17 protein-coding genes are annotated in these 15,011 nt (G+C 59.2%); 9 read left to right on the top strand and 8 right to left on the bottom strand.

Annotated elements, in window-relative coordinates; genetic code table 11:
- Positions 1-37: 37 nt before the first annotated feature.
- From rplB to rpsL, 8 genes are read right to left on the bottom strand one after another with little or no spacing between them, the layout of a single operon-like run.
- Entirely contained in the window at positions 38-862 is an 825-nt protein-coding gene (gene rplB / locus ABV300_RS02040; protein ID WP_353714896.1) for a 50S ribosomal protein L2, read from the bottom strand.
- A 2-nt stretch (positions 863-864) separates the two neighbouring features.
- Positions 865-1,149, bottom strand: coding sequence for a 50S ribosomal protein L23 (locus ABV300_RS02035; protein ID WP_353714895.1), 285 nt, complete (start codon positions 1,147-1,149; stop codon positions 865-867).
- Between the two features lie 12 nt (positions 1,150-1,161).
- Positions 1,162-1,794: a 50S ribosomal protein L4 gene (gene rplD / locus ABV300_RS02030; protein WP_353714894.1), complete on the bottom strand. Its 633-nt coding sequence runs from the start codon at positions 1,792-1,794 to the stop codon at positions 1,162-1,164.
- Positions 1,795-2,418: a 50S ribosomal protein L3 gene (gene rplC, locus ABV300_RS02025; RefSeq protein WP_353714893.1), complete on the bottom strand. Its 624-nt coding sequence runs from the start codon at positions 2,416-2,418 to the stop codon at positions 1,795-1,797.
- Positions 2,419-2,452: 34 nt separating this feature from the next.
- The gene (rpsJ, locus tag ABV300_RS02020; protein WP_058438099.1) at positions 2,453-2,761 is read right to left on the bottom strand and encodes a 30S ribosomal protein S10; all 309 of its coding nucleotides are present in this window, start codon (positions 2,759-2,761) and stop codon (positions 2,453-2,455) included.
- A gap of 14 nt (positions 2,762-2,775) precedes the next feature.
- Positions 2,776-4,869, bottom strand: a complete 2,094-nt coding sequence (gene fusA / locus ABV300_RS02015; RefSeq protein WP_058438101.1) for an elongation factor G — start codon at positions 4,867-4,869, stop codon at positions 2,776-2,778.
- A 35-nt stretch (positions 4,870-4,904) separates the two neighbouring features.
- On the bottom strand, positions 4,905-5,375 hold the full coding sequence (gene rpsG / locus ABV300_RS02010; protein ID WP_058438103.1) for a 30S ribosomal protein S7: 471 nt from the start codon (positions 5,373-5,375) through the stop codon (positions 4,905-4,907).
- 30 nt (positions 5,376-5,405) lie between these two features.
- Positions 5,406-5,834: a 30S ribosomal protein S12 gene (rpsL, locus tag ABV300_RS02005; protein WP_353714892.1), complete on the bottom strand. Its 429-nt coding sequence runs from the start codon at positions 5,832-5,834 to the stop codon at positions 5,406-5,408.
- 323 nt (positions 5,835-6,157) lie between these two features.
- Here rpsL and bfr point away from each other — a divergent pair, with 323 nt between their 5' ends.
- The 9 genes from bfr to pheA all read left to right on the top strand — a co-directional run bounded on the left by bfr (position 6,158) and on the right by pheA (position 15,008).
- Positions 6,158-6,628 (top strand): bacterioferritin, encoded by a 471-nt coding sequence (gene bfr / locus ABV300_RS02000; RefSeq protein ID WP_058438106.1) that lies wholly within the window; start codon positions 6,158-6,160, stop codon positions 6,626-6,628.
- A 333-nt stretch (positions 6,629-6,961) separates the two neighbouring features.
- Entirely contained in the window at positions 6,962-8,002 is a 1,041-nt protein-coding gene (gene aroF / locus ABV300_RS01995) for a 3-deoxy-7-phosphoheptulonate synthase (RefSeq protein ID WP_353714891.1), read from the top strand.
- A 4-nt stretch (positions 8,003-8,006) separates the two neighbouring features.
- Positions 8,007-9,083, top strand: coding sequence for a 3-dehydroquinate synthase (gene aroB, locus ABV300_RS01990; protein ID WP_353714890.1), 1,077 nt, complete (start codon positions 8,007-8,009; stop codon positions 9,081-9,083).
- Positions 9,080-9,733 carry a type I 3-dehydroquinate dehydratase gene (locus ABV300_RS01985; protein WP_353714889.1) on the top strand — a complete coding sequence of 218 codons (654 nt, stop codon included), beginning with the start codon at positions 9,080-9,082 and terminating at the stop codon, positions 9,731-9,733. The genes aroB and ABV300_RS01985 overlap by 4 nt, the downstream gene beginning before the upstream one ends.
- A complete protein-coding gene (locus ABV300_RS01980) occupies positions 9,730-10,560 on the top strand; it encodes a shikimate dehydrogenase (protein WP_353714888.1) in 831 nt (276 codons plus the stop codon). Before ABV300_RS01985 ends, ABV300_RS01980 begins: the two co-directional genes overlap by 4 nt.
- A complete protein-coding gene (locus ABV300_RS01975) occupies positions 10,557-11,087 on the top strand; it encodes a shikimate kinase (protein ID WP_353714887.1) in 531 nt (176 codons plus the stop codon). Before ABV300_RS01980 ends, ABV300_RS01975 begins: the two co-directional genes overlap by 4 nt.
- A complete protein-coding gene (gene aroA / locus ABV300_RS01970; RefSeq protein ID WP_353714886.1) occupies positions 11,068-12,333 on the top strand; it encodes a 3-phosphoshikimate 1-carboxyvinyltransferase in 1,266 nt (421 codons plus the stop codon). Before ABV300_RS01975 ends, aroA begins: the two co-directional genes overlap by 20 nt.
- Before the next feature lie 501 nt (positions 12,334-12,834).
- Positions 12,835-13,932, top strand: a complete 1,098-nt coding sequence (aroC, locus tag ABV300_RS01965; protein ID WP_353714885.1) for a chorismate synthase — start codon at positions 12,835-12,837, stop codon at positions 13,930-13,932.
- Entirely contained in the window at positions 13,929-15,008 is a 1,080-nt protein-coding gene (gene pheA / locus ABV300_RS01960; RefSeq protein WP_353714884.1) for a prephenate dehydratase, read from the top strand. The genes aroC and pheA overlap by 4 nt, the downstream gene beginning before the upstream one ends.
- The last annotated feature ends 3 nt before the right edge of the window (positions 15,009-15,011 follow it).

Genomic DNA, 15,011 nt, shown 5'->3' with positions numbered 1-15,011 from the left:
CTCCGCTGCCTGAGGCGCGCTTTAACGCGCGCGATAATTATTTACGCCTTTTAACAATGAGCTTGTCCGAGGGCTTAGACTGGCGCGTCTTGAAGCCCAGGGCGGGTTTGCCCCAGGGAGTCTTCGGTCCCGGCATGCCGATGGGAGTCCGGCCTTCACCGCCGCCGTGGGGATGGTCCCTGGGCGTCATCGCCGAGCCGCGTACCTGAGGCCGCCAGCCCATGTTGCGCCGGCGACCAGCCTTGCCGATTGATAAAGTCTGGTGCTCTTCGTTACCGACGGCGCCTACGGTGGCGTAACAGTCGATACGGATCCGCCGCATCTCGCCGGACGGCAGGCGGATTAAGGCGTATTCGCCTTCTTTGGCCATGAGTTGGGCTGCCGCGCCGGCGGAACGCACCAGTTTGCCGCCCCGGCCGGGCTCGAGTTCAAGATTATGGACCAGCGTGCCGGAGGGCATAGAGCGCAGCGGCAGGCAGTTGCCCGGCTTGAGTTCGGCTTCGGGAGCGGTAAGTATAGTTTCGCCCACTTTCAAGCCCTGGGGTGCCAGGATGTAGCGTTTTTCACCGTCGACATAAAACACCAGGGCAATGCGCGCCGAGCGATGCGGATCATACTCGATGGCGGCTATTTTACCCGGAATCCCAATCTTATCGCGTTTGAAATCAAGCACGCGGATGATCTTGCGCGCGCCCCCGCCGCGGTGTCTAACCGAAAGTTTGCCCTGATTATTGCGCCCGGCATCCTGCTTGACGCATTTTGTCAGCGATTTCTCCGGCCGGCTCTTGGTTATTTCCTCAAAAGTATAACCGGTCTGGTGGCGCCGCCCGGCGGAGGTTGGTTGGTATGATTTAAGTGCCATAATTAGACCCCTTCAAAGAGCTCGATCTTATCGCCGGCTTTCAATGTAACCAGGGCTTTTTTCCAGTCTGGAGTCCGGAACAATCCCCGGCCCATCCGCTTCATTTTGCCCTTAACCATGATGACATTGACTCCTGTCACCGTTACCTTGTAAGCCGCTTCAACCGCCGTTTTTATCTGCGGTTTGGTCGCTTCCGCCGAAACTTCAAAGGCGTATTTGCCGGTTGCCTGCAGGCGGGCGTTTTTTTCGGTAATCAGGGGTCTGCGTAAAACATCGAATATCTGCATTGTGGTTTCTCCTTAGCTGGACCGGTCGCCCCAGATCTTTTCAACAACCTGAAGAGCCTCTTCAGTGAGCACAAGTTTATCGTATTTCAACAAATCAACGACATTCAGCAAATCGGCGGGTGTCGTCTTGACCCCGGCAAGATTGCGCGCCGACAATACGACGTTATTATCAACGCCGGCGGTGGCTACCATGGTGGAGGTGGTGCACTCAAGCGCCGCCAGAGCGCTGGCCATATCGCGCGTCTTCGGTGGATCAAGGGAAATGGCATCGATTACTTTAAGTCCGCCGCTGGCGGCTTTGTCTGACAGCAGGCAACGTATAGCCAGTTGCCTGACCTTTTTCGGCAGCCCTTTTGAATAATCGCGCGGCTTGGGGCCGAAAACGATGCCGCCGCCTGGCCGCAGGTTGCTTTTAGCCGAGCCGGCACGAGCTTCACCGGTGCCCTTCTGGCGGAATAATTTCTTGGTTGAACCCGCGACTTCGGACCGGGTCTTGGTCGATGAAGTACCCTGACGGGCGTTGGCCTGCAGCGCCACCAGCGCCTGATGCACTACCGCGTCGTTCATCGGCACGCCGAACACCGACTCGCTGACCGAAAGGTTTTTAACTACCTTGCCCTGCATACTGTAAACGGGTATTTCCATTTAGCTACTCTTCTTTGATTTTTTTACGATTATCAAGCCGTTCTTACCGCCGGGAACGGCGCCGCGTACCAGGAGCAGGTTCTTCTCGGTATCGGCCTTGACCACCTTAAGACAGCGTACCGTGACCTGATCGTGTCCCATGTGGCCGGCCATTCGGGTGCCTTTGTAAACCCGGCCCGGCGTCGTAGTCGAGCCTATAGAGCCCGGCGCGCGGTGGCGGTCTGACTGACCGTGGGTTTTCGGGCCGCCGTGAAAACCATGCCGCTTGACACCGCCGGCAAACCCGTGGCCTTTGGAAATGCCGGTGACGTCAATCAGTTCGCCGTCGGAAAATAAACTGGCGTCTACCTTGTTGCCGACTTCGACGCCGGATACATCTTCCAGGCGGAACTCCCGAAGGTGGCGAAACTCGCCGGTGTCTTTGGTATGGCCCTTCTCTGCTTTGGCAAGCCTCTTGGCGGTGCCGAAACCAAGCTGGGCGGCGACGTAGCCGTCATTTTCCAAGGTCTTGACCTGGGTTACAGTACACGGGCCGACCTCGAGAACCGTCACCGGTTCTACTTTGCCGCTGGCGCTGTAGACCTGAGTCATGCCTAATTTTTTACCGATAATTCCATTTATCATTTCGCGTTCCTAAAGCGTAATCGCTATGACCGATTTAGAGCTTGATGTCGATGCTGACCCCGGCCGGCATATTAAGACTGGTCAGGGAGTCGATAGTCTTCGAGGTCGTCTCCACGATGTCAATCAGGCGTTTATGGGTACGCACCTCGAACTGCTCCTGAGAATCCTTATCAATGAAGGACGCCCGGATAACCGAGTATTTTTTTATCTGGGTCGGCAGCGGCACGGGGCCGGAAATAACTGCCCCGGTGCGTTCCAGGGCTTCAACGATCTGCTGTGCCGACTGATCGAGCACCTTGTGATCGAAACCCTTTAGCTTGATGCGGATTTTTTGTTTACCCATAGTCCTCAAATCCCCTATTTCGCGACGGCCGCTGACTCCATCACCGTCTTGGCGATGTTGGCCGGCAGTTCCTGATATTTGTAGAATTCCATCGATGAAGTGGCACGACCCTTTGAGATGCCCCGGATAGTGGTGGTATAACCAAACGTTTCCGCCAGCGGCACGTAAGCATGAATCATCGTCGTCTCCCCCCTTGGCTCGATGGAAACGATATGGCCGCGCCGGGAGTTCAGGTCGCCGATAATATCGCCCATGTATTCCTCGGGCGTCATGACTTCCATCTTCATGATGGGCTCGAGCAACACCGGATTGGCTTTGGCAGCCGCGGCTTTGAGCGCCATGGAACCGGCAGTCTTGAAAGCCATTTCGTTGGAGTCGACATCATGATAGCTGCCGTCAAAAATGGATACCTTGACCCCGACCATCGGGTAACCGGCGAAAACGCCGGTTGCCGCGGCTTCTTTAATACCCTCGGCCGCCGCCTTGACAAAGTTCTTGGGCACCGTGCCGCCGCGAATGTCATCAACGACCTCAACAGCGGTCGACTCGGTGTTGGGTTCAATATCGATTTTGACATGGCCGTACTGACCGCGGCCGCCCGACTGCCGGACAAACCGGCCGTCGGCCCTGGCCGGAGCGGTGATCGTCTCGCGGTAAGCAACCCGCGGCTGCCCCACTTTAGCTGCCACCTTGTGTTCGGTGAACATGCGGCTGACTAACACGTCCAGGTGAAGTTCACCCATGCCGGCGATGATATTTTGACCGGTCTCTTCATTATAAGTGACCTTGAAGGTCGGGTCTTCATCAGCCAACTTCTGCAGCGCGTCCACCATTTTATCCTGGTCGGCACGGGTCTTGGGCTCGATGGAAATAGACACCACCGGTTCAGGGAATTTAATATTTTCAAGCAGCACAGGATGAGCCGGGTCGCACAAGGTATCGCCGGTGAAAGTGCTCTTGAGACCGAGTGAAGCGATAATACTGCCTGTTTCAGCTTTGGTGATTTCTTCCCGGGCGTTGGCATGCATCACCAGCAATCGGCCGATGCGTTCTTTTTGGTCCCGGGTGGTATTCATTACCCCGGCGCCGGCGTCCACCGTGCCTGAATACACTCTCAGATACACCAGACGGCCGACAAAAGGATCGGAAACAACCTTGAAAGCCAGGGCGGCAAAAGGCGCGTCATCACTGACCGGCCTGGAGACCTCAGCCTGAGTCCGGGTATCGATGCCGACAACCGGGGGCGTATCCAACGGGGAAGGAAGGAAGTTGACCACCGCGTCCAGCAGCAGCTTGACGCCTTTTTGGCGGAAAGATGAGCCGCATAACACGGGGATCCCTTTGTTGCCCAGGGTCACCCGCCTTAATCCGGCGATAATTTGATCGGTCGAAAGGTCACTGCCGTCCAGATAGGCGCACATCACCTCGTCGTCAAGTTCGGCCAGCTTCTCGATCATCTGGTGGCGGGCGGCCTCGACGCGCTCCTTTTCGGACGTCGGGATCGGTATTTCGATCGGCTCGGGAGTATTTTGATCCCCATCGGCGCTGTAGGCTTTGAGTTTGATCAGATCGATGACGCCGCCGAAGCTGTCGCCGCTGCCGATCGGCAGCGTGACGGCGATGTGCCGCGCTTTGAGCCGGTCTTCAATCATCTTGAGGCACCGGTTGAAATCGGCGCCGGTACGGTCCATCTTGTTGATAAAGCAGATCCGGGGCACACCGTAACGGTTGGCCTGGCGCCATACCGTCTCAGATTGGGCTTCCACGCCGGCCACGCCGTCAAAGACAACCACGCCGCCGTCTAGGACGCGGAGCGACCGCTCAACTTCGGCGGTGAAATCAACGTGGCCGGGAGTATCGATGATATTGATGCGATAATCGCGCCAATGGCACGCTGTAGCGGCGGAGGTAATGGTGATACCCCGCTCGCGCTCCTGCTGCATCCAGTCCATGACCGTATTGCCGTCATCGACGTTGCCTATTTTATAGGTACGGCCGGTGAAATACAGCACCCGTTCGGTGGTGGTCGTTTTGCCGGCATCAATATGAGCGATGATGCCGATATTGCGGGTTTTATTCAGTTCCAGGTTTCGATCTTGTTGATTCATAAGAATTTAGTGAAGCAGGCGGTAATCTCTGCGATCTACCAGCGGTAATGGGCGAAAGCGCGGTTCGCCTCGGCCATTTTGTGCGTTTCTTCTCTCTTTTTGACCGCGGCGCCCAGACCCTTGGCGGCATCGGACAATTCAGCCGACAGCTTCTCGGCCATGGATTTGCCGGAACGGCTGCGGGCGGCCTTGGTCAACCAGCGCAAAGCCAGTGAGAAAGCGCGGTCAGGACGAACCTCAACCGGCACCTGGTAGTTGGCGCCGCCGACCCGGCGGGCTTTGACTTCTACCATCGGCGTGGCATTCTTGACCGCCTGTTCGACAAGGGTCACCGCGTCCTTGCCATCCTGGGCGGCCATGATCTCCATGGCATCGTAAATCACCCGTTCGGCGGTGCTCTGTTTGCCGGCATACATGATGCGGTTGATGAATTTGGATACGATGACACTGTTATATTTGGCATCGGGTAGCGCCGGGTGCCTGATACCTGAACTGCGTCGTCCCATTGTTTTTTAAATGCCTCCCTGAGGGTATCCCTATTTTTTTACTGCGGCCTTGGCTACCTTGGCGCCGTACTTGGAGCGGCCTTGCTTGCGGTTGGCCACGCCGGCGGTGTCCAGAGTGCCCCTGACGATGTGGTAGCGGACGCCCGGTAAATCAGGTACCCGGCCGCCGCGGATCAAAACGACGGAATGCTCCTGGAGATTATGCCCCTCGCCCGGGATGTAAGCCGTTACTTCCATGTGGTTCGATAAACGGACGCGGGCGATCTTCCGCAGCGCGGAGTTCGGTTTCTTGGGGGTGGTCGTCTTCACCTGAAGACATACGCCGCGCTTCTGCGGCGAACCGGCGCCGTACGACGTGCGGTTCTTGAGCGAATTGAAATTATAGTGCAGCGCCGGAGTTTTGGCTTTTTTGGCCAGCTTATGGCGCCCTTTTCTGATTAACTGATTCACTGTCGGCATATCGCGCTCCTCTATACCCCCGGACAATGTTAAAGGACGAGACGAGCTCATCCTTCACCCGGGAAGCCCGCTGGCAGACTGTTTTAAGACATCATCTGCCGCCTGCGACTCTAAAAGCCACAGACAATCGGTTATATTATCACCCCGGATATTGGATGTCAATAAGCCAATCCTGACCCCTCAACAACAGCGTATTGCGGCGGTCAGCACAGGGTCAAGAAAAGGGGTATTGCCCGGTTCAAACCCGGAATACCGATGGTGTTGGGGAACCGGCCGGTTCTCTGATAAGATAAAATAACATTCGAAAAAAACAGGAGGTTTTTATGAAAGGCGATCCCCAGATCATTGCGACCCTCAATTCCCTGCTGGCTGACGAGCTGACCGCCATCAACCAGTACATGGTCCATTCGGAGATGTGCGACAATTGGAATTACGGCAAACTCCACAAATCCATCGAGAAGCGCGCCATCGTCGAGATGAAACACGCCGAGAAGCTCATCGGCCGCATCCTGTTCCTCGAGGGCATCCCCATCGTCTCGGATTACCGCAAAGTCTATATCGGCGCCGACGTGCCCAAGATGTTCGAGAACGACCGTATGGCTGAAGTCGGCGCCGTCAAGTCATACAACGCCGCCGTCAAACAGGCCGGGGATCTTGGCGACTTCGCAACTCGCGATATCCTCCAGGCTATCCTTAATGATGAAGACGGTCACCTAGATGAAATAGAGGGTGTGCAGGACCAGATCTCGCAGATGGGCCTTCAGATTTTCCTCTCCACCCGCACCGAAGTGTAACCTAAGCTTATTAACCCGGCTTTCCCGCCGCCGGCTGACCTCAACCATCTGCCTGCGGCAAGCCGGTGCAGTGCGCGCCGTCCGACGAAGGGAGCCGTAAAAGCTCCCTTCGTCGTTTCTTGACAAGCCGCCCTCAGGATGTTATCGTTCTTGCCAATGGTTCGTTTTTATTACGCCTATTACTTTACCTGGTGCCTGCAGGGCACGTCGGGGAGGTTCGGCGTTTCTGCATAAGAGCACTTAGACCGCATAGTCCAGGCAGCAAATCCTCCCAACGGAGGATTTTTTAGTTTAAGGGGTCAATAGAAGGGAGCAAAGCCAACAGTGATCATTATGAAAAAGGACGCCACGGAGCAGCAGATCCAGCATGCCGTTGACGAAGTGGCTAGAGCCGGCCTGCGCACCGATGTCTCACGCGGCCAGTACCTGACTATCATCGGCCTTATCGGCGATGAGACCAGGGTCGACTTTACCCACCTGGCAGCCTTGCCCGGAGTGAAGGAGGCCAGGATGATCCAGGCGCCCTATAAACTGATCAACCGCGAATATTCCAGCGCCTACGGCGAGACCGGCACCCGCGTCGTCAAGGTCGGCGACGTCCAGTTCGGCGCGCCGGAGCCGGTGTTCATCGCCGGACCGTGCGCCGTCGAAAACCGGGACGACCTGTTCCGCATCGCCGAACAGTGCAAAGGCGCCGGGGCCCACATTTTGCGCGGCGGCGTCTTCAAACCCCGCTCCTCAGTCCATTCCTTCCAGGGTCTGGGCTCGGCCGGGCATGACGAGGCCATCGAGGCGCTTACCTGGCTGCGGGAAGCCGGCAGGACGTTCGGTATGCCGGTAGTCACCGAGGTCCGCGGCGAAGCGCAGGTGGACCTGGTCGCCGAATTCGTCGATATCATCCAGATCGGCGCCCGCAATATGTACGACCAGGACCTGCTGCAAACCGCCGCCCGCAAAAAGTTGCCGGTAATGTTCAAACGCCACTTCGGCGCTTCGGTCGAGGAGTTTTTATGCTTCGCCGAGTATATCGCCGCCGAGGGCAACAAGGACATCATCTTGTGCGAACGCGGCATCGTGCCTATGGGCAAGGGTAAGAATTACACCCGTTACATGCTCGACCTGGCGGCGGTACCGGTGGTCCAGAAAGAGACCTTCCTGCCCATTATCGTCGATCCCAGCCATGCCACCGGCCGCCGCGACCTCATCCGTTCGATGAGCCTGGCCTCGATCGCCGCTGGCGCCGCGGGGCTGATGATTGAGGTCCACGACCGGCCGGAGGACGCCCGGTGCGATGCCTCTCAGATGATCCAGCCGTCGGAGCTTAAAGAAATTATCGCCGCCGCGCGACAGTTGAGGATGATTGCTTTAAAATAAGGCCATGAAAACGCAGATTGACGTCAACCTGGCCGATCGAAGCTACCCCATCCGCATCGGGGAAGGGCTGTTAACCGAACTGCCGGCCCTGATGCAAAGCCTGAGCCTGAGCGGCCGGCTGATGGCGGTGACCAACCGGGTCGTAGCCGGCCTGCACGGCGGGCTCTTGACCGAAGCACTGCGCTCAGCCGGTCTGGAACCGGAACTCATCGTTATTCCGGACGGTGAGGGCTGCAAGTCGCTGGCGACTGCCGGCAAGCTCTACGAAAGCCTGGCCAGACGGCATGCCGAGCGCGGAACGCCGCTGCTGGCCTTTGGCGGCGGGGTGATCGGCGACCTGACCGGCTTCGTCGCCGCCACCTACCAGCGCGGCGTACCTTTCGTTCAGGTGCCGACGACGCTTCTGGCACAGGTTGACAGCAGCATCGGCGGCAAGGTGGCGGTCAACGTCGGCAAACTCAAGAACATGGCTGGCGTCTTCTACCAGCCCAGGCTGGTGGCCGCCGACACCCGGCTGCTTCAAACCCTGCCGCTGGCTGAAATCCAAAACGGCCTGGCCGAAGTCATTAAATGCGCCGTCATCAAAGACCCGGAGTTATTCGCCTATCTGGAGCACAATATACCTGAAGTATTAGCCAAAAATATCGGAACGCTCACCCATATCGTCGGCCGGGCAGCCCGGGTGAAAGCGGCGGTGGTTGAGCGGGATGAGCATGATTACGGCGAGCGGCAGATCCTTAATTTTGGGCACACCCTCGGCCACGCCATAGAAGCCGTCTCCAATTTCCGGGTCAAACACGGCACCGCAGTTGCCCTGGGTATGGCGGCCGCGGCTAAAGTGGCTAACCGGATGGGACTCCTGGCCGAACCTCATGTCATTCGGATTACCAGTCTCATCGCCGCCGCCGGCTTGCCGGTCACCATTCCCGTTAAACAACCTGAAGCACTCATTGCAGCAATGCTCCATGATAAGAAAATCTCGAACGGTAAACTCAAGTTTGTCCTGCCGGACGGCATCGGCAGTACCGTGATTAGAGACGATATCGATCCCGGGATAGCCGTTGAGGCGCTTTCCGCATGAGACCTAAAATCTGCGGCGTCATTGCCGAAGACGAGGCCCGGGCGATCGCCGCGGCCGAGCCGCTAGTCGACCTCTTCGAACTGCGGATCGATCTTGTTGGCCAAACTTGGCCGGCGGTCGCCCACACCCTGACCAAACCCTGGATCGCCACCAACCGTCCCCGCGCCGAGGGCGGCCGCTGGGATGGCGGCGAGACCGACCGGCAGTCGGAGCTTCTGAAGGCGCTCAGCCTGAGCGCCGCCATTGTGGACGTTGAACTCGCCGCGCCGGGCCTCGACATCCTTGTCGGAGCGGTCAAGAAGAAAGCCCGGTGCCTGGTGTCCCACCACGATTTCGCTGCCACGCCGCCGCTTGAGGAACTTGAGATCATAATCGAGCGGCAGATTGCCGCAGGAGCCGACATCTGCAAAGTCGTCACCACCGCAGCCTCGTTGGATGATAATTTAAAACTGCTGAAATTATACGCAAAGTTTCCTGGCCGGAAAATAATCGCTTTCGCCATGGGGCCGGCCGGGGTCTTGAGCCGGGTTCTAGCGCCGCTTGCCGGCGCGGAGTTCGCCTACGCTTCCCTGCTTGGTGGCAAGGAATCGGCCCCGGGGCAGCTCTCCGCCGCCCGGTTCGACGAAATTTATCGGCTGCTCCAGATATGATTGATTCAAACACCAGGCTGATCGCCCTCCTCGGCGACCCGGTGGTTCATTCGGTATCACCGGCGATGCAAAACGCCGCCTTCGCGGCTGCCGGTTTGAACTACGTCTACCTGGCCTTCCCGGTGCCCGCCGTGGCCATCGGCGGCGCCGTCGCCGGGCTGCGGGGCCTGGGAATTCGCGGCGCCAATGTCACCATACCCCACAAAACGGCGGTGATGCCGTTCCTTGATAGAATCGAGGACCAGGCCCGCCGCATCGGCGCGGTTAATGTCATCTTAAATGACGGCGGCAGGCTGACCGGCCACAACACCGATGCCCCGGGTTTCCTCGCCGTTCTGAAACGCAGTGGCTTTGAGCCGAACGGCAAAAAAACCGTCGTCATCGGAGCCGGCGGTGCCGCCCGCGCCGTCGCCTTCGCCCTGCGGGCCGCCGGCGCGTCGGTCGTTATCGTCAACCGGACGCCGAAGACCGCGGCTTCGCTGGCGGCCGATACCGGTGCAGCCGCTCTACCGATGACCGATGCCGGTTTTTCGGAAGCCCTGGCCGGCGCCTCTCTGGTAGTCAACGCCACGTCCGTCGGCCTGCCTCCGGAAAATGAGGCGACCCCGTTGCCGGCCAAATTCCTGCGGCGGGGACTTATCGTTTTCGATATTGTCTACCGCCCGCAGCAGACACGGCTGCTGCGGGACGCTGAAGCCGCGGGCTGCCGGACCATCGGCGGGCTGGAAATGCTGGTTGAGCAGGGTGCCCTAGCCTTCGAGTTGTGGGCCGGCCAACCCGCGCCGCGCGACGTTATGAGCCGGGCGGCGGCCGGGGCGCTGTCATGAACCGCAATATCGCTCTCATCGGCTTCATGGGTTCCGGCAAATCGACCGCCGGCCAGAGATTAGCCCGGCGGCTGGGCCGCGAGTTTATCGAACTCGACCAGCTAATCGAGCAGCGCGCCGGGAAGACGATTCCGGAAATCTTCAAAGAGATGGGAGAGTCCGGCTTCCGCGACCTGGAAGAAGCGGTCATCGAGGAGGTCAGCCGATCAGCGAAGAATGCGGTCATCGCCCTGGGCGGCGGCGCCGTACTTCGTCCGTTCAACGTCGAACGTTTGAAAACGTCAGCCACCCTCGTGTATTTGGAAACCGAGGTCGAAGTTCTCCAGGACCGACTTGCCCGGAGCCGCAAGCGGCCGCTCCTCGACCGCCCCGACCGCGACCGCATCATCGAGGAACTTCACGAGGCGCGGCGCTCGTTGTACGAGACCGCTGCCGGCATCACCGTGAGAACTGGCCGCCGTCCCTTCGCCGCCGTCATCAACGAGATTATTGAGAAATTGGGGATCGATGAAAGCCGTAATCGGTAAAGGCTTCGCCGGCGGTGCCGTCGCCGCCCCGCCGTCCAAAAGTTACACCATCCGCGCCCTGTTCGCCGCAGCCATGGCCGGCGGTCGAAGCGTGATCAGGAATCCCCTGGCAGCCGACGATTCTGAAGCGGCGGCGGATGTCCTGTCCCGTCTCGGTGCCGGCATCGAACGCGGTGCAAATGCCTGGACAGTCGCCGGCGGCAACCTTGAACCGCCTCATCAGAAGCTGGACTGCCGCCAGTCTGCCGCCACCCTGCGCTTCCTGGCGCCGGTGTGCGCCGCCCTCGAAGGCGTCAGCCGGATCACCTTCGCTCCCGGTTTGGCGCGCCGGCCGATGGCACCCCTTTTCGAAGCCTTCTCACAGCTCGGCGTCGCCTCAAAGTTGGCCGACAACTATTTTACCATTCAAGGCACTGGCGGCAGGTTTAAATCAAACGCCGTCACGTTGCCCGGCAACGTCAGTTCCCAGTTCGTCTCCGGTCTGCTGCTGGCTGCGCCGCTTGCCGAGGCAGGTCTGGAGATCAGGCTGACGACGCCGGCCGAATCGAAGGATTATCTGCGCATGACCCTTGACTGCCTGAGGCGCTTCGGCATCGAGGTGACACCAAACGCCGAATTGACCGGGTTCCGCGTTTCCCGCCAGGAGTACCGCCCGGCGGATTACACCGTCGAAGGCGACTGGTCCAGCGCCTCCTACTTCCTTGGGCTGGGCGCCCTGGCCGGACAGGTAAACGTCTCAGGGCTGAGTGAGGCCAGCCTCCAGGCCGACCGTTTCATACTGCACTGCCTGCGGCGCATGGGGGCGGCCATATCCACGGATAGCAAGACAATAACCGTCAGCCGGTCGCGCCTCAAAGCCATCGACGTTGACCTGAACGAGGCTATTGATCTGCTGCCCACCGTTGCCTGCCTGGCTGCCGCGGCTGAAGGCACCAGCGTCATTACCGGACTGGGACGGGCCCGCCTCAAGGAATCGGACCGGATCAGCACCGTGGCCGGAAATTTGAAGCGAACGGGCATCGCTGTCGTCGAAGGGACAGACTGCATGACCGTCACCGGCGGCTTGCCGCATGGCGCCGTCGTCGACAGCTGCGACGATCACCGCGTCGCCATGGCTTTCGCCATGCTCGGCGCCGCTTGTGGGGATATGGTGGTCCTCGGCGCAGAATGCGTCAATAAAACCTATCCCGGCTTCTGGGAGGATTTCAGGAATGCCGGGGGAAAGGTGGATCTCCAAATAGAATAGGCAGTGCCGTCACACTGGTTGGGCCCGAAATATCGCTGGAAAAACGACAAAAGTCGCTTGACAATCATTATGAACTGGTGTGCTATAATAACTTCCTGATTCTTCCCCCTGCCGGAGGGCAAATAGATAACGGGCACGGGCGGGACTCAACGTGACCGCCGCCTCCCCAGCCCAGATATGATGTTGGTTCCGGTGGTTGAGATCCCGGCTCCACGGCAAAACGAGTCCCGTTTGGAAAACGAATCTCGCGTTTAGTTCGTACGTAATATGCCAGAATCGTTACCGTAAATTTCTTATGAATGAAAGACGAAAAACAAATCCTGATTCAAAGAAGCCGGCGCCATCGACCGACCCAATCGTTCCAGTCGTTTTTTATGCCGGCGATAAACCCGGAGGATGGTGTGGCGGCTGAAACCTGATCGCTGGCCGCTATAATAAAAAGGATGAAGGGCATCTGACGGCTGATAGCTGACTGCTATAATAGAATTGAGGCGATGATTATTGAATAACTCTCTGGGCGAAATGTTCCGCATTACTTCCTTCGGCGAAAGCCACGGCGACTGCATCGGCATCGTCGTGGACGGCTGCCCGGCCGGGCTGCCGATCGGCGTCGAGGACATCCAGCGCGAAGTTGATAAACGCAAGAGTTCCCGCGGCCGGCCGCTGGCCACCGGCCGCCGCGAGACCGACAAGGTGGAAGTTTTCTCCGGCGTCTTCAACGGCTTTACCACCGGCGCGCCCATCTGCCTGGCCATCTGGAACCGCGATATCGATTCATCCGCCTACGAGAAGATTAAGAACGTCCTCAGACCCGGCCATGCCGACTTCACCGCGTATGAGAAATACGGTGGTTTCAACGACTGGCGAGGCTCGGGCAGGTTCTCCGGCCGCATCACCGCCGGCTTCGTCATGGCGGGAGCGGTGGCTAAAAAGCTGCTGTCCACCATCGGCATCGAGGTCACAGCCCACGCCGTCGAGATCGGCGGAATAAAGGCCGCGCCGCCCCAGGACATCGAGTCTATTCGGGAGAGGATGGCGGGCAATGAGGTCTCCTGCGCCGACCCGGCCGCGGCGGTAAAAATGATCGAGGCTATCAAGGCCGCCAGCCGGGACGGCGATTCCCTCGGCGGTATTATCGAGGCACGGGCAGAGGGTCTGCCTGTCGGTCTGGGCGAACCGGTCTTCGACACCCTTGAAGGCTGCCTGGCTAAAGCCTATTTGGCTATTCCCGCGGTCAAGGGCGTCGAATTCGGCGCCGGCTTCGCCGCGGCTCGACTCAAGGGCTCTGAAGATAACGACGCCTTTGATGTGAAGAGCGGCAGGGTGATCACAACAACCAACAACCACGGTGGCATTCTGGGCGGCATTTCCTCCGGCATGCCGTTGGTGGCTCGCCTGGCGGTCAAACCGACGCCTTCCATCGGCAAACTCCAGCGCAGCGTTGACCTGGACAACCTGGAACCGACAACGGTAGCCGTCGGCGGCCGCCACGACACCTGTATCGTCCCGCGGGCGGTGGCGGTGGCGGAGGCTATGACCGCGGTGGTGCTGGCTGATTTCGCCCTCCGTCACGGAAAGATCGAGAGGGTTTTAAGATGAGCCTCGATGACCTGAGAAAACACGTCGATACACTTGATGAAAACATCATTAAACTGCTGGCTGAACGGCTGTCCACCGCCGAAGCCATCGGCCGGGAAAAAGCCGCCGGCGCCGCGCCGACCCTGGACGCCGGACGCGAGCGCCAGGTCATTGATCGGGCAATAAGCCTGGCTGCTGGTGCCGGCATGACCGCGGCTGAGGCTGCCGAAATCTACGAGCGCATCATCAAGCTGGCCCGTGAGCGCCAATCGGTGTCCGCCGCCTTTCAGGGTGAGCCAGGCGCTTATTCGGAGGCTGCCGCTCTGGCCTTTTTCGGTCCTCGGGCGGTGACCCGCTCTTGCGAGTCGCTTGAGGCAGTCTTCGCCGAAGTCGAAAGCGGCCGGGTTCAGTACGGCATGATCCCCATCGAAAATTCCATCGAGGGCAGCATCTCACGCTCCTATGACCTGATGCTGGAGCACAGCCTGATGGTTTCCGGCGAGCATCACCTGAGGGTCAACCATTGCCTCATCGGCAACCCCGGCGCCACTCTTGACGGTATCCGGCGCGTCTATTCGCACCCGCAGGCGCTGGGCCAATGCGGCCACTTCCTGCGCCAGCTCAAATTCGAGCTTCAGCCTACTTACGACACCGCCGGCGCGGTCAAACTCATCAAGGAGCAGGGCGTTTGCGACGCCGCCGCGGTGGCTTCGGAACGGGCGGCGGCTATCTACGGCATGAAAATCCTGGCTCGTGACATCATGGACAACCCCCAGAACTTCACCCGCTTCTTCGCTCTGGCCAGGTGCGACGCCCCGCCATCGGGCAACGACAAAACCTCGGTAGTTTTCGCCGTAAAGCACCGGCCGGGCGCTCTGTACGAGTTCCTGCGCATTCTGGCCGAGCGGAAGATCAACCTGACCAAGATCGAGAGCCGCCCCACCCGCAAAAAAGCCTGGGAGTACAACTTCTACCTGGACTTCGAAGGCCACCGGGAGGACGAGAGCTTCAAAGCCGCCCTGCCGGCGCTGGAGGACCAGACACTGTTCATCAAGATTCTGGGATCTTACCCCAGGGCTCGGGCTGAAGGAAAATAGTCG

This window comes from Dehalogenimonas sp. 4OHTPN, from assembly GCF_040448695.1.
Lineage (GTDB): Bacteria > Chloroflexota > Dehalococcoidia > Dehalococcoidales > Dehalococcoidaceae > Dehalogenimonas.
This window is presented reverse-complemented; position numbering and strand designations above follow the sequence as displayed.

Coding starts and splice junctions, on each gene's coding strand:
- fusA (WP_058438101.1), bottom strand. CDS start 4,869: ATGAATCAACAAGATCGAAACCTGGAACTGAATAAAACCCGCAATATC.
- rpsG (WP_058438103.1), bottom strand. CDS start 5,375: ATGGGACGACGCAGTTCAGGTATCAGGCACCCGGCGCTACCCGATGCC.
- ABV300_RS01985 (WP_353714889.1), top strand. CDS start 9,080: ATGAGACCTAAAATCTGCGGCGTCATTGCCGAAGACGAGGCCCGGGCG.
- bfr (WP_058438106.1), top strand. CDS start 6,158: ATGAAAGGCGATCCCCAGATCATTGCGACCCTCAATTCCCTGCTGGCT.
- ABV300_RS01975 (WP_353714887.1), top strand. CDS start 10,557: ATGAACCGCAATATCGCTCTCATCGGCTTCATGGGTTCCGGCAAATCG.
- rpsJ (WP_058438099.1), bottom strand. CDS start 2,761: ATGGGTAAACAAAAAATCCGCATCAAGCTAAAGGGTTTCGATCACAAG.
- aroA (WP_353714886.1), top strand. CDS start 11,068: ATGAAAGCCGTAATCGGTAAAGGCTTCGCCGGCGGTGCCGTCGCCGCC.
- rplD (WP_353714894.1), bottom strand. CDS start 1,794: ATGGAAATACCCGTTTACAGTATGCAGGGCAAGGTAGTTAAAAACCTT.
- rplC (WP_353714893.1), bottom strand. CDS start 2,418: ATGATAAATGGAATTATCGGTAAAAAATTAGGCATGACTCAGGTCTAC.
- ABV300_RS01980 (WP_353714888.1), top strand. CDS start 9,730: ATGATTGATTCAAACACCAGGCTGATCGCCCTCCTCGGCGACCCGGTG.
- aroF (WP_353714891.1), top strand. CDS start 6,962: ATGAAAAAGGACGCCACGGAGCAGCAGATCCAGCATGCCGTTGACGAA.
- rplB (WP_353714896.1), bottom strand. CDS start 862: ATGGCACTTAAATCATACCAACCAACCTCCGCCGGGCGGCGCCACCAG.
- ABV300_RS02035 (WP_353714895.1), bottom strand. CDS start 1,149: ATGCAGATATTCGATGTTTTACGCAGACCCCTGATTACCGAAAAAAAC.
- rpsL (WP_353714892.1), bottom strand. CDS start 5,834: ATGCCGACAGTGAATCAGTTAATCAGAAAAGGGCGCCATAAGCTGGCC.
- aroB (WP_353714890.1), top strand. CDS start 8,007: ATGAAAACGCAGATTGACGTCAACCTGGCCGATCGAAGCTACCCCATC.
- pheA (WP_353714884.1), top strand. CDS start 13,929: ATGAGCCTCGATGACCTGAGAAAACACGTCGATACACTTGATGAAAAC.